Below are 13,575 nucleotides of genomic sequence, written 5' to 3'. Positions count from 1 at the left end.
GTTGCGATATCAGTCATATGAGACTCGAGGTCCTGCAAACGACTTCGCATGCCGTTGACTGTCGCCAAGAAATGTCACGCCTCCAATGCGCTCACAGCTTGCTGCACCACAGATGTGGTCTGCATATTTTCCAGACAGTCTTTTATGTTCTGTGATTCTTCTGCGTACTTCGCGCCCATCTGGTCGATCCGTTCGATGATCCGATCGACACCTGGCTCCCTGATATCGAACACATTATCCTGCTGCTGAAAGTGTGCCGCCAGATCGATATATTTGCTGGCCCAACCGAGTATGATTGCAGGAACACCGCTCCTGTAAGCGAATACGACGGAGTGGTAACGTGAGGCGACGACATACTTGAATCGACCGATGATATCGATCAGCTCCGGGCTTGAATATTCTCCGGATATTATTCTCACCTTGTCTCTGTTTTTGACTTTGTCGAGAACGCTTTCAACAAGGTGTATATCGGCGGTGGATGTATTCAGAATGCAAACCTTCTCACCGTCGTCCACCAGCTTATTCAGTATGCGTGCATACAGGTCGAGCACCGCATCGGGGTCTCCGATCCTGAATACATTCTCGTTGATGATGAAGCCGATGGACCCTGGAGAAGGATAATCTACTTCTTCTTCATATGATGCATGAATGTCGCTGGCTTTGGGAAAGGCTTTCTCCCGAATGACCATGTCCGCAGATAATTCGACATTATCCAGACCCAGCGACTTCAGGCACTTATAACCCTCGATCTCGCGAGCGTAGATCTTCGTGCAATAGCTCAATTCCTCTTTCACCTCTTTGAGGAATTCCGCGTCGTCCTCCTCGCCCCAGTCGAATGGCCCAAAGCTTTGCGGCATCAATATTATCGGCTTGTTGTAGCGTTTGGCGATCTTTATCGTTTGCAGCAGCAGCCTGCCGCCTCCTTTGCCCCACCCGGAGCCGAGCGTGTATCCGCTTGCATCCAGAATCGCATCTGCCTCTTGTAAGGCTTTCTCCATCTTGGCGATCTGGCCATTCCACTTGTCGGTCTTCCTCGAGACTGAGGCTAGGGTTGTCACTAGCGGAGCCAACAGTGGCACGCTGTTCAACCGGTATTTGAACACGAGTCGCGTGTAGTCGTCATAGGGGAGCAAATTGAACGAATATTGCTCCGGTTGGTCGTATTTATTGGCGAACCCGACTACATTGCAGTTCTCAAATAGAGATTTCAGGCCGTAATATAACGATAGAAACATCGCCTGAGAGCCTTTGTTTCTCATCTGTATGCCAGTTATTACGAAATTTTTCATGTTACGTAATAGCCCTCTTGATGATTATTCGCCTCGGCGTTTGAGTGCCTGCCAGCAACCTTGGTCCCGTAGTGATATTCGATACCCCCTAATGGTATCCGAGCACCGTTCAATCCGCTGGCAAAACTTGAAAACAGGCCTCGATGCCAGTCGAAAATTGCTGCGGCGGCGCCGCCGAGACCCATTGGCTTGGTGACCTCTTCACTACCGTCGAGGCCTTCGTCGTGCGAACTACCAGACGGTGTGCCGTAGCGCAGTTGGAATAATCGGTTAGCCCATATTTGACTTTCCTGCCGACCAATTGGGTCTGCACGAAACCCGCTTTGAGCGCTTACCCACATTGACCATCGCAACCGCGCCTTCTGGCCTAGCGGGCGGCTTGGGTGGCGGAAACGGGCATCGGCACTGGACAGCCTGCACACCGCCAGGCCGGTGAACCAACCCTAATTGGCGCTATCCGCCCGCCCATACCAGTGACGAAGAGACTGGCCGCTTATCTGCTCGAGTGCCTCGACAGAAGGGCCATAATATTCATCTAGCCGCTTTCTGAGGTCCTCTGTCAGCTGGGGGTACTCCGTCTTGCGCGCGATCAGCCCCCGGGCAGCTTCGAACGGCGCGGTCCCACGCAGGGGGCGAACCACCGGCTTCATCCATGCAAGTCGCTTGCGCAATCCGGCGGGCACGAGCGGCGCAGCCTTGTCTTTTACTTTTCCTTGCCCCTCTCGTGCCAGAGCACGCGGCGGCAAGCCCAAATGGGCACGGACCCGCGATATCTGCGCCTCGGGAGCTTCCGAAACCCCTTCGAAAAACAGGATAAGAAGTCGTTGTCGGCCGAAGAGATCGATAAAGGATTGCAGGTGAGACGCGAAGCTCCCCGAACCGAGGATCTGCATATTTTCGCTTAGTGAAGGATTGAGATATGACTCGATATCGGCGCTCACTTCGCCGCGCCTGAACAGCATACAGTAGCTTGAATATGCCCGCTCGACAGGATTGCGCAACTGCGCGATCAGCTTCACTTGGGGCAGATCGCGATGGAGACGGGCAGCCGCTTCGGGCACATAGAGGTAGGAATTGGATTTCTCGCCAACAGTCCTACCGGCCCCCTCCTCGCTGAACTGCGACAAATACCAATCCCGCCCCCGATCATACTCCCTTGAGAAATAGTGGAGCTCCGGGTCCGGCATATAAACCGCCGGATCCGACTGCAATTGTGTTTGGAGCCAAGTCGTTGCCGACTTTGCGGCACCAATGATAACAAAATCGATGTCACTTAGCTGCATTGGCTGCTGGCACCTCTGGTTGATGCGCTGGAACGGGTAGCGAAACACGCCATCAAATCGCACAGCTAGAGGCGGTCTCACACTTGGCGAAGTCTTTGACATGCCCTGCGGAGCGGAAATCCACCGGCGCGACAACTTGAGTGAACGAATGGCTGCGATCGTTCAAGCACCCCTTCGCAGTAACCACTTTGATTTCCGGCATCTCATTGCGGGCGCAAGGATATACCAATGCCCTCTTTTTCTAACGGAGCAAATTTGGCAACTCGTTGCACCAGATCTTGAAAGGTTCGGCGCGCGCCGGGCAATGGCATAGGCAAAAACAGATTGTGTAAATATCAATGTTGAAGGGATGAAGATTTGATATTTACCGACCCTCTATTTCTGTTTGCATTTCTACCGATCTCCTTGATTGCATTCTATATGATTGCATATTTCTTCGGTAAGAATTATGCTCTGGCCGTACTTTTCATTTCCTCTGTAGTATTTTATATTCCCTATGGAATAGCATCTGCCATTTTGTTAATATTAGCACTTGTCGTTAATTTTTCCGTCGCGGCAGCAATCACTATTATCGGAGATGACAATAAAAACAGAAGGAAGATTTATCTAGCTGGCCAAGCTTATAATATAATATCCCTGTGTTACTTCAAGTACAAGATTATAACTCTTCTTTTCGGTCCAAGCGCCGGTATTATGGTTGATATCGCCGGGATCGCAATTCCCGCGGGCATTTCCTTCTATACGTTCCAAGGCGCCGCCTTTCTGGCAGACGCCTATGCACGCGAGAAAAACGTCGCCCAGTTCCTCGGCGGGTTGGGCTCGACGAAATCCATATGCTCGGCTTTCGGCAGATATGGCGCATTCGTAAGCTTCTTCCCGCAGCTCATAATCGGACCGATTACCTATCTCAGCGAGTTCAACCCTCAGATACAGTCCAAACGGTTCCTTCGCCTGAACCCTATCGATCTCGCTGTCGGGCTGAGCTTCATATCGATCGGCATGTTCAAGAAGGTCGTTATTGCCGACAATCTGGCGCCTACAGTCGATATCGTTTTCGGCGCCGCTCACGTGGGCGCCGAAATTCACCCGCTCCAGGCGTGGATTGGTGCGCTGGCTTACATGGGCCAGCTCTATTTCGACTTTTCCGGCTATTCGGACATGGCACTGGGTCTCGCGCGCATGTTCGGATTGCGTTACCCCATAAACTTCTTCTCGCCGTTCAAAGCGAACGGAATCATCGACTACTATCGTCGCTGGCACATGACCCTCACGCGAGTAATTGCCCGGTTCCTCTATACTCCCCTGTCGGTCGCCGGAACGCGCTACAGCATGTTCAATCGACTTGCCCCGGTTCCGGCGCATCTCCTCAGCTTATGGCTGCCGATGTTGATCAATTTTCAGATCATCGGCCTTTGGCACGGAGCCTTGTGGACTTTCTGCGTCTTCGGACTCATGCACGGTTTCTGGTACGCTCTTGAGACGGAAGTCCGGGCGACAAAATGGTACAAGGCAGTCAAGAAGACGGCGTCCCCGATCATCCTCGGGTTTATCGAGCGAGCGGTGTTTTTCTTGCCGCTTCTGCTCAGCCTGGCCATGTTCCGTTCGGAAAGCGTGAGCGGCGGTTTTCATCTGTTTTCGCAGATGTTCGGCACCGCGATCGACGCTCGTTCGCTTTTTAACATGCGCGAGCCCGTAGTGATGCTGACGGTGGCATTTTCGATCATCTACCTCTGCCCGAACAGCGTCGAGATCATGCGGCGATACCGGCCTGCCATCATGACCTACGAAAACAAGAGTTACGGGCCGGCGTTCCTACGTGGCCTCTGGCGTCCGGGCTGGGTACAAGCGAGCTATATTTCCATACTGGTCATCGCTTCGCTTTATTACGTGTCCCGCCAGCCGCCTTTCCTCTATCAGGGATTCTGACGGCATGACGAAACCGATCCTGTCAGCGAATTTTGCGCCACCTGGGGCGCGAGCCCCCGTCAAGGCCTCTCTATCCGCGATTCGCTGGCGGTCGACACGCCCGATGATCTTGGCGGCGTCTCTTATCACAGTCATTTATCTGTCGCTTGCAGCCATCGTAATCGCGGTCGATCCCCACAACATCTACAGCTGGGGCGCCGAACCGCGCATAGAACGAGGTGACACACCCAGAGACTTGGTTATCGACTGGATCGATGTTGCGGCCAAGGATCCGGCCTACAACACGTTCCTCGTGGGAAGTTCGGTAACCGCGATGTACACGCCAGAATACATGAAGGGTGTTCTCGGCCCAGACGCCCATGTTGCAAATCTCAGCTATGGTGGTCCCCGACCTCGCGACCGGGATCTGGTTCTCGATCGGCTGGTTGCAAATCCGACGATCCAGCATGTGATCCTGACATTCGATTGGACATACATTCAAGACCCCGAAGTCACCAATCGCAGCTTTCCGGCGTTTCTCTATGATAGCGATATCACCAACGACCTTCGTATGGTGAACTTCCCCACCATCCGAAAAGCATTCGATATACTGGGCGGCAATCTATCGTACAGCAATCCGGACGATGCGACCTACAAAACCTATGTCGATAAGATGTATGAGGGCTTTCAGCATCCGTCGGAAATGACCAAGATCGCGCGATTGGTCGAGCGCCATCGAACGGAGATCGGGGCTTCGAGCGGCAGGGATTGCGCCAGTTTTCATGCCATAAACGATCAACTCGTCCCGGATGTGAGGGCGCTCTCCGACAGAGGAGTCAAGGTGGACATAATGATCCCCATCGCCTCCTATGCCTTTTACTATGTCCGTCGAAACGATATCAGCCCAACCCTGCTCGACGAACAGATGATCGCGCGGCGCTGCCTTGTGAATGCCGTCGGCGACCTGCCACATGTGAACATCTTCGCTTTTGACGACGATCCCGCCGTAGCCGGCGACCTCGCCAATTTTCGTGAGGTCGGACATGTGTACGACCCTGCAATCCTGCGCAGGTTTGTTACTGCTACAACGACCGGAACCGGTCGCTTGACCCGCGACAACTTTCCGACCCACGAAAGAGCCATTCGCTCCGCAGTTGAAAATTATCGCCTCACAAACAGCTATCTGGGTCGCGCGACCGCCACGGAACCATCCGAAAACACGCGATCGAATTCGAGCACCTCATAGTCAGCCGACTAGAAGGATTGAAAACATGTCAGAACACCAAGCCATTCTCGACAAGGTCACCGAAATCATCCGGGACCTGTTCGATGAATATGACGGTCCCGTCACCATGGAAACAACCGCAAACGATGTGGCTCAGTGGGACAGCCTTTCGCATGTCCGGTTGATGGTCATGATCGAGATGGAACTGGGCGTTCATTTCGGCACGTCCGAAATGCAGAGTTTCAAGAACCTCGGAGATCTCGTCAGAGCGGCTGCGAAACAGAGCGGATGACGGTCGGCAATTTTCCCTGGCGACCTCCTTTGGCGCAGGACTGGGCCGAACGGCTCACCGATATCGAAGGTGTATTCGCAGACGGTCGCGAGCCGGATTATGTCGCGCTCAAGACTTTGGCCAACCAGCAATTGGGTATGCGCGAACAATTGCGGATCGAGCGCCTTGCCAAAAAACTGGATAAGGCGGGTCTAACGGGTTCCTCATTTACGCCGGTAACCATCGGACTTCTTGGCAATCGTACGCTGAGCTATCTTCCTGATCCACTGGCCGCCTCTGGCTTGGCCCGGGGTCTCAAAATATCTTCGGTAGAGGCACCCTACGACAGCGTCGCAAGTTTTGGCTACTCGCCTGCCAACTGTTTTGGTCGTTCTCTGGATGCGCTGCTGGTAGTGCTCGATGAAAGCGCGTTTGCAAGCAAGCGACCGATGCTCGATCAAGCTGCCGAAGACGAAGCGCTTGCGGATGCAGCGAACCTTGTCGCTGCCTTAGCCGCCGCCGCTCAAGAGAAATCGGGCTGCCAAGCAATATTTGGTACTCTTCCTGGGGCTCTACAGGTCTCATCGTCGGAACTGGCAACACCCGGCACATCCGCGCGCTTCCGGCATCGCATCAACCTTTTGCTCGCAGAAGGCGCCAGGGAGGGTCGCTGGCTAATATGGGATCAAGCGGCGCTGGCTAGCCGGGTTGGACTGGAAACCTGGCTCGATCCCGTCCGCTACCACGCGGCCAAGATACCTTTCAGTGTTGATGTGTGTCCCTTGGCCGCCGACAATATTGCCGCTTTGTTGGCAGCGATGAAAGGGAAGGCAGCGCGCGGCCTTGTTCTTGATCTCGACAACACGTTGTGGGGCGGCGTTATCGGCGACGACGGTCTCGCTGGGATCAGGCTGGGCCAGAATTCGCCTGAGGGAGAAGCGTTTGTCGCATTTCAGAATTTTGTCCTGAGCTTGCGCGAACGCGGTGTAGTGCTGGCCGTATGTTCGAAGAACACCGATGAAATCGCCCGCGAGCCATTTCGCAAGCATACCGAGATGGTTCTTAAGGAAGACCATGTCGCCGTGTTTCAAGCGAACTGGAGCGACAAGGCTACGAATATCAAAACGATAGCCGAAACGCTCAGTCTAGGTCTCGAGTCCTTCGTATTCGTCGACGACAATGCCGCCGAACGCGAACGGGTAAGGCAGGAGTTGCCTCTCGTTTCGACGGTGGAAATCGGCGACGATCCGTCTTTCTACATCGAACGGATCGCCCAATCGGGCCTGTTCGATCATCTTCCTCTGAACAAGGAGGATGTTTCTCGGGCAGAGAGCTATGGCGGGCGGGCAGCGGCTGCCGAAATTCGAGCCAAAATCGGGAACTACGAGGATTACCTAACTTCACTCGAAATGCGCATGACGATCGCGCCGTTCGACGAAGCCGGGCGTAGCCGCATCGCTCAGTTGATCAACAAATCCAATCAATTCAATCTGACCACACGGCGCTACAGCGAAGATGAGGTCAGGAGAATGGAGGACGATCCGGGCCTGATAGGATGGCAGGTTCGCCTAGAAGACAAGTTTGCTCAGCACGGCATGATCGGTGTGGTGATCGTGCGAAGAGATGACAATGCCTGGTCCATCGACACATGGCTGCAGTCATGTCGTGTGTTAGAACGAGGTGTCGAGCAGACCGTGATGAACAACCTGTTCGAAGCCGCCGCGCAAGCGAGAATCGAAGAAATCCAAGCGCTTTACATCCCTACGGACCGGAACGGTATGGTGTCCGATTTCTACACAAGACTGGGCTTCACTCTAGTCGACGAAAATGACGATGCATCCATCAGGTATTCTTGTGCGGTGACAGACTACGAGCCCCATCTCAGCTTTATCGATGTCAGCCTCTAAGTTGGCTCGACTCGGCACCGCGAGAACTACTGATTGCCCCAACTACGCGCCGGGCAAACGGCCAGGTTGATAAATGACCATTATGCGGTTTCGCGATTTTCCAGATCAGGCCGCGTCGGACTGAACAGGCTCTCGAAAGCGGGCTTGAAGATTTCGCTCAAGTCTGTCCGTCGTCAAAACATTCAGCAGAATTCGTCGGTTATGCTGAGGGCGAGCGGGCGGGGAAATTCTTTCGCCTGCCCGGCAAGCGATTTGGACCTTGGGCGTTTGGGCTTCATCTTTGTACCTTCGGCACTACGACGAAGCCCAATTCCACCTTAAATCATGACCTCAAACCTGTGCCATCAGTGCTGGCGGGGACAAGGCAGCGTGTCCGCCCGCCTTACGTTTTGCTTTCTCTTCCAAATCCTGCACAGCGATTTCTGACAGTTGCCCGGTCGGGTCGATTTCCAACAGCTCAGCCAAGAGCCCGCTGCGCAAATCGTAGACCCAGCCATGCAATGTCAGATCTTGCCCCCGTTCGAAGGCGGAACGGACGGTGTCGGTGTTCGCCAGGCGGACCAATTGTTCGCGCACGTTAAGTTCGGCCATTCGGTCCTGCCGTTGCACCCGATCGTCGATCGCCTCGAGCTCCGCGCGATGCATGGCGAAAACCTCTCGCGCTGCCAAAAGCCACGAACGCACGTGACCGGACCCACCATCCGTCATCGCCGTTTGGAGACCGCTGCATCCGTAATGGCCGCAAAGGATGATATGCGCGACCTTGAAGTCCTCGATCGCGTGCTGGAGATCCGCCATAAGATTGTCGTCATCCTGATAAACAAGGTTGGCGAGATTTCGGTGAATGAACAACTCACCAGGGCGGGTCTGCGTTATGTGCTGTGGCGACACGCGGCTGTCCGATCCGCCGATCCACATAATCTCGGGCGATTGACCAGACGTTTGCTGCGCGAAGTAGTCCTTCTTGCGCTCCCGCATCTCTGCAGACCACGTCTTGTTCGACAGAATCAGTTCGCGGATGGTTTTCATGCGTAAGCAACCTTCTTTCGTGGAGCATCGAGCCGCACGGCGTCGAGGTGGTCGATATCGCCCCGGATACTCAACGTGATGTCACGAAATTTCGCGTTACGCGCGAAGCTGTTGATGATGTCGACATTGTCAGGATCGACGAACTCCGCCCGCTCGAGATCGATCACTACGCTGGCGCCATCCGGCACCTTGCCGAGCGATTTTTGCAGTTCGTATTTGTGGATGAAATAGAGGTTGCGCCTGGCGCTGACCAACCAGAACGCATCGTCGTTCGCCACGCTGACCGCAGTGCGAAAATTGCGCGCGACGACAAAGACAAAGCCAATGGAGAGGCCGATGATGATGCCGCGCAGCAAGTCCGTGAACAGGATCGCAGAGATCGTCGCGATGAAGGGCACGAACTGGTGCCATCCCTGCTGCCAACGCCGAAGGTAGAGTTCAGGCGTGTTGAGCTTGTAGCCGACCTGGACCAGGATCGCGGCAAGAGCCGCGAGCGGGATCAGGTTCAACAGCGCGGGGACCAGTAGCACGCTGAGCAAAAGCCAAAAGCCGTGGAGGATAGCGGAACTCTTCGTTTCGGCCCCTGCCGCGACATTGGCTGAGGAGCGCACGATGACCGAAGTGAGCGGAAGACCGCCGATCAGCCCAGAAAGGAAGTTGCCTCCGCCCTGCGCCAATAACTCATGATTCTTGTCGGTCGTCCGGCGGCGAGGATCTAGCTCGTCAACCGCTTTGACACAGAGCAGGGATTCGAGGCTCGCGACGATCGCTAGCGTGAGAGCCACGATCCACACATCCGCCATGCCGATGGCGCTAAAGTCAGGCGTGCGGAACTGGCCCACGAACTCGCCCAGCGAACCGGCCATTGGAACCTGTACCAAGTGGCTCGGTTCGATGGCGAGCGCTGGTGCAAACAGCCTGAAGGCCTCGTTGGCCAGAACGCCAAAGATCACCACGACCAACGGGCCAGGAAGTAGCCGCAACGGGCCGTCTTTCGGTTTTTTCGCATCCCACCAGAACAGGAAACAGAGCGATATCAGGGCGATCAGCATCGGCCCTGGAAGGAAGAAGTCCCGCGCAGCGTAGAACAACGCGGAAAGCGTGTTGAGCCCATCGGGCTGGAGGAAGCTGAGGCTGCCTTGGAAATCGCCGTCGTAGCCGAGGGCATGGGGGATCTGCTTGAGTATCAATATTAGGCCGATAGCCGCCAGCATGCCGGTGATGACAGAACTGGGAACGAATTCCGAAAGCGTGCCCGACCGGGTGAAGAACAGCGCCACCTGGATTAGGCCGGACAGGGCCACCGCGAGCAAGAAGACCTCCCAGCTAGGAAGGACCTCCAAGGCATCGAGCACGATGACGGTCAGGCCTGCCGCAGGCCCGCTAACCGACAACTGCGACTTGGACAGGGTGCCGACCACGATGCCGCCGACGATACCGGCGATCAGACCCGAAAAGAGCGGAGCGCCGGATGCCAGGGCGATGCCGAGACACAGTGGCAGGGCCACCAACGCCACAACGATCGATGCGGGGATATCCTTGCCCAGCGAGGACAAGAATGTCGTTTTCTCAATCACGTCGATTCCTTTGCATGCATTCGAGTATTTGAGCGCGTGCCGAGCCATTCCGACCGGCAGCAATCGTCTGCGGTAGAAAGAAGGTTGAGCCGGCGCGGCGGGTTCTCCTGCGAACAACGCACCGGCTCAAAAGCGAGGGGCTTAGGCCGCTTCTTTTTGTGCGGCAGGCTCTGAGCGGGCGTCGGCGACAGGCGGATCGCCTCCTTCGCCCAAGGCGGCGAACCGGCCGGTGCTGCCATCAAGCGCACGGATTGAACCGCTTTCGATATCGAACACCCAGCCGTGCAGCCTCAGCTTACCGCTGGCGAGCGCGGCGGCAACGGACGGGTGACTGCGCAGATGCACTAGTTGAAGGATAACGTTTTCTTCCACCAGCCGATCGAGTTTGTCCTGTTCGCCGACGCCCTCGCAACAGGCGTGGACAATGTCGCGCGCGGCGGTGGAATGGCCGATCCATGCCTTGACGGACGGCATGGCGTCGAGCGCGCCGGCGGGTGCGAAATGCGCCTTCATCGCGCCGCAATCCGCATGCCCGCAGATCACGATGTCCGTCACCCCGAGCCCTACCACCGCGTATTCGATGGTCGAGGTCACACCGCCGTTGATCGCCTGCCACGGCGGCACGATGTTGCCTGCATTCCGGATCACGAAGAGGTCGCCGGGAAGCGATTGGGTGATCAGTTCAGGAACGACGCGGCTGTCCGAACAGCTGATCATCAGCGTCTTCGGATTCTGTCCTTCGCGTCCGAGGGTTCGCAGGTTCTCCTCGTGTTCGGGATAGATATCCTCGCGGAACCGCGTGACGCCTTCCATCAATCGTTTCATGGTGCACTCCTTGGTTGCAGGCCGATGGCCCTTTGTCGCAGTGCACAATCTGATCCGCGCGTTTCCGCAAGATGCTCACTTTATTTCAAAGTTTTTCCGGTGGCTGTTTTCGCGGTATGATGAGGGCGGCGCGCAGACCCGTTGGTTCCAGCCTTGACAGCTCGAGCCTTCCGCCATGAGCTTCCGCTACGTTGACCACGATGCTCAGTCCCAAGCCCATGCCGGGATAGCGATCGGACCGGGCGGTATCGAGCCTTTCGAACGGTTGCATCACGCGCCTCATGTCCGCCCAAGGTATCCCGGGACCTCGATCCTCCACGGCGATGATTGCGCAACCGCCATTTAGGGCGAGGCTTATCGTCGGATCCCTTCCGTACTTCACGGCATTGTCGGCTAGGTTTTCGATCGCTCTGGTCAGAGAACCGTGCAGCGCATCAACAATCGCCCGTTCGGGTCCCCGGTAGCGGACGTCGAACCCCAGATCGTCAAATTTCTCTCCAATGGTCTGACACAGGCTGGACAGATCGGTCGGCTGGTAATCCTTCTGCAAATCGCCGGTCTCGAAGAAATCGAGCAGTTCCTGCAGCATCCTAGTCATTTGATCGATGTCTGCGCGAGCCTCTGCACAGTCCTGCTCATCACTGATCGCACCGATCCGAAGCCGCAACCGGGCAAGCGGCGTGCGCAGATCGTGACCGACGGCCATCAGGGCCTGCGTGCGCTGGTTCATGACGCCCTCAATGCGGTCCTGCATCGAGTTGAGCGCGTGAGACACCTGGCGCAATTCAAGCGGTCCGGACTGCTCGTCGAACGAAATGCGCGCGGACGTACCGATCAATTGTGCATCTGAGGACAAGCGTCTGAGCGGCGCGCTCAGAGTTCGCACGAGCACCGCTGCCGATCCGAGGACCAGAAGCGCCACGATGCCGACCCGTATCGATGTCCCGATCAGTGCAGTCCAGCCGGCCACCGGTTCGTTCGCCTCGAACGCGATCCAGACACCCTCGTCTATTTCGAGGGCTCCCTTTAGATGGCGATCGAGATCGAGCGGAGACCTGCGGACCAGAGCCAGGCGCAGGGAATGATCGCCAAGTTCCGGCTCCCAGAGCATGATCGATTGGGCGATTTCGCTGGCGTCGGATTCGATGCCTGGGCCGATCTCGGGCTCCCCTTCGACGAGCCACATTTGTAGATGTATGGTCGAAAAGCTTGTGAGCAACGGTACACGGTCGGACGGTGCAACGGCCTCCACGACCCGTTTTGCGATCAACAGCTGCTCGGCGATCCGTTTGCCAAGATGCTGGCGCTGGATGTGGGTTTCGCCGGCGCCCATCAGGAGACTTCCGGCCAGGAACTGCACGAGTACGGCCAGCGCCAGGACCAGCGTGACACGGCCCGTGAACCCTTTCGGCCAGAGCCGGCCGCGACCGATCACCGTTCGACTTGCCCGGTGAAAACGTAGCCGACACCGCGGACGGTGCGGATAAGTTCGCGCCCCCCTTCGACCGAACCGAGCTTGCGCCGCAACCGGCTGACCAAGACATCGACGCTGCGATCGCCGCTATCGCGTCCCGGCAGGCGGTCGCGAGAATGTTCTAGAAGCGTGTTCCTGCCGATCACGCGCTGCGGCATGTCCACCAGCACGTTCAAGAGATCGAATTCTGCCTCCGAGATCGATAGGCGTCCACCGTCCGGAGCAAACAGCTCTCGACGGCGCCGATCAATCTGCCAGCCATCGAACCGCGCGATCGCCGAATGGTCCTGCGTGTCGCGGCCGGCTGGCTGTTCATGTCGCCGAAGGACCGAGCGGATGCGCGCGACCAATTCGCCTGGATCGACCGGTTTGACGAGATAATCGTCGGCCCCTAGCTCAAGCCCCACTATGCGGTCCGTATGGCTCGAGCGCGCGCTGATGAAGATGATCGGCACGGTGCTTCGCTGACGTAGCCATCGGCACAGATCAAGGCCGCTCGTGCCGGGAAGCATGACGTCTAGGATGACCAGATCGTATCGCTCCGCCGACGCGCGGAATTCCGCCGCGGTCGCATAGCCTCGAATAGGGAACCCGCTCTGTCGGATATGCCGAGTCAGCAATGTGCGAAGGGCGCCGTCATCCTCGACAAGCGCGATTTCATAGATGCGTTCGTTGAATTGCATTGGCAGGCCTGAGTGCCGGCCCTGTAGAGCCATACGGGGCGAACGAAAAGCACGATTTCGTTATCCGTGTTCGCCCATCATTGTGGGAACCGGTCACCTGTCCGGCG

The 13,575-nt window shown here is 56.5% G+C and carries 11 protein-coding genes; 4 read left to right on the top strand and 7 right to left on the bottom strand.

The window, feature by feature from the left end:
- Positions 1–74: 74 nt before the first annotated feature.
- Positions 75–1,289 carry a polysaccharide pyruvyl transferase family protein gene (locus K3174_RS12550; protein WP_221558995.1) on the bottom strand — a complete coding sequence of 405 codons (1,215 nt, stop codon included), beginning with the start codon at positions 1,287–1,289 and terminating at the stop codon, positions 75–77.
- Between the two features lie 443 nt (positions 1,290–1,732).
- The gene (locus K3174_RS12545; protein WP_221558992.1) at positions 1,733–2,674 is read right to left on the bottom strand and encodes a sulfotransferase family protein; all 942 of its coding nucleotides are present in this window, start codon (positions 2,672–2,674) and stop codon (positions 1,733–1,735) included.
- 318 nt (positions 2,675–2,992) lie between these two features.
- Here K3174_RS12545 and K3174_RS12540 point away from each other — a divergent pair, with 318 nt between their 5' ends.
- From K3174_RS12540 to K3174_RS12525, 4 genes are read left to right on the top strand one after another with little or no spacing between them, the layout of a single operon-like run.
- Entirely contained in the window at positions 2,993–4,498 is a 1,506-nt protein-coding gene (locus K3174_RS12540; RefSeq protein ID WP_221558990.1) for an MBOAT family O-acyltransferase, read from the top strand.
- The gene (locus K3174_RS12535; RefSeq protein ID WP_221558988.1) at positions 4,389–5,723 is read left to right on the top strand and encodes a hypothetical protein; all 1,335 of its coding nucleotides are present in this window, start codon (positions 4,389–4,391) and stop codon (positions 5,721–5,723) included. The genes K3174_RS12540 and K3174_RS12535 overlap by 110 nt, the downstream gene beginning before the upstream one ends.
- 25 nt (positions 5,724–5,748) lie before the next feature.
- On the top strand, positions 5,749–5,994 hold the full coding sequence (locus tag K3174_RS12530; RefSeq protein ID WP_247712150.1) for an acyl carrier protein: 246 nt from the start codon (positions 5,749–5,751) through the stop codon (positions 5,992–5,994).
- A complete protein-coding gene (locus K3174_RS12525) occupies positions 5,991–7,880 on the top strand; it encodes an HAD-IIIC family phosphatase (RefSeq protein ID WP_221558986.1) in 1,890 nt (629 codons plus the stop codon). Before K3174_RS12530 ends, K3174_RS12525 begins: the two co-directional genes overlap by 4 nt.
- A 330-nt stretch (positions 7,881–8,210) precedes the next feature.
- Here K3174_RS12525 and K3174_RS12520 read toward each other — a convergent pair whose 3' ends face one another.
- The 5 genes from K3174_RS12520 to K3174_RS12500 all read right to left on the bottom strand — a co-directional run bounded on the left by K3174_RS12520 (position 8,211) and on the right by K3174_RS12500 (position 13,468).
- On the bottom strand, positions 8,211–8,909 hold the full coding sequence (locus tag K3174_RS12520) for a carbonic anhydrase (RefSeq protein WP_221558985.1): 699 nt from the start codon (positions 8,907–8,909) through the stop codon (positions 8,211–8,213).
- Entirely contained in the window at positions 8,906–10,486 is a 1,581-nt protein-coding gene (locus K3174_RS12515) for a SulP family inorganic anion transporter (RefSeq protein WP_345719647.1), read from the bottom strand. Before K3174_RS12515 ends, K3174_RS12520 begins: the two co-directional genes overlap by 4 nt.
- A 141-nt stretch (positions 10,487–10,627) precedes the next feature.
- Positions 10,628–11,311, bottom strand: a complete 684-nt coding sequence (locus K3174_RS12510; RefSeq protein WP_221558981.1) for a carbonic anhydrase — start codon at positions 11,309–11,311, stop codon at positions 10,628–10,630.
- Between the two features lie 85 nt (positions 11,312–11,396).
- The gene (locus K3174_RS12505; RefSeq protein WP_221558979.1) at positions 11,397–12,746 is read right to left on the bottom strand and encodes a sensor histidine kinase; all 1,350 of its coding nucleotides are present in this window, start codon (positions 12,744–12,746) and stop codon (positions 11,397–11,399) included.
- On the bottom strand, positions 12,743–13,468 hold the full coding sequence (locus tag K3174_RS12500) for a response regulator transcription factor (RefSeq protein ID WP_221558976.1): 726 nt from the start codon (positions 13,466–13,468) through the stop codon (positions 12,743–12,745). The genes K3174_RS12505 and K3174_RS12500 overlap by 4 nt, the downstream gene beginning before the upstream one ends.
- Positions 13,469–13,575 lie beyond the last annotated feature (107 nt).

This window comes from Qipengyuania qiaonensis, assembly GCF_019711515.1.
Lineage (GTDB): Bacteria > Pseudomonadota > Alphaproteobacteria > Sphingomonadales > Sphingomonadaceae > Qipengyuania > Qipengyuania qiaonensis.
This window is presented reverse-complemented; position numbering and strand designations above follow the sequence as displayed.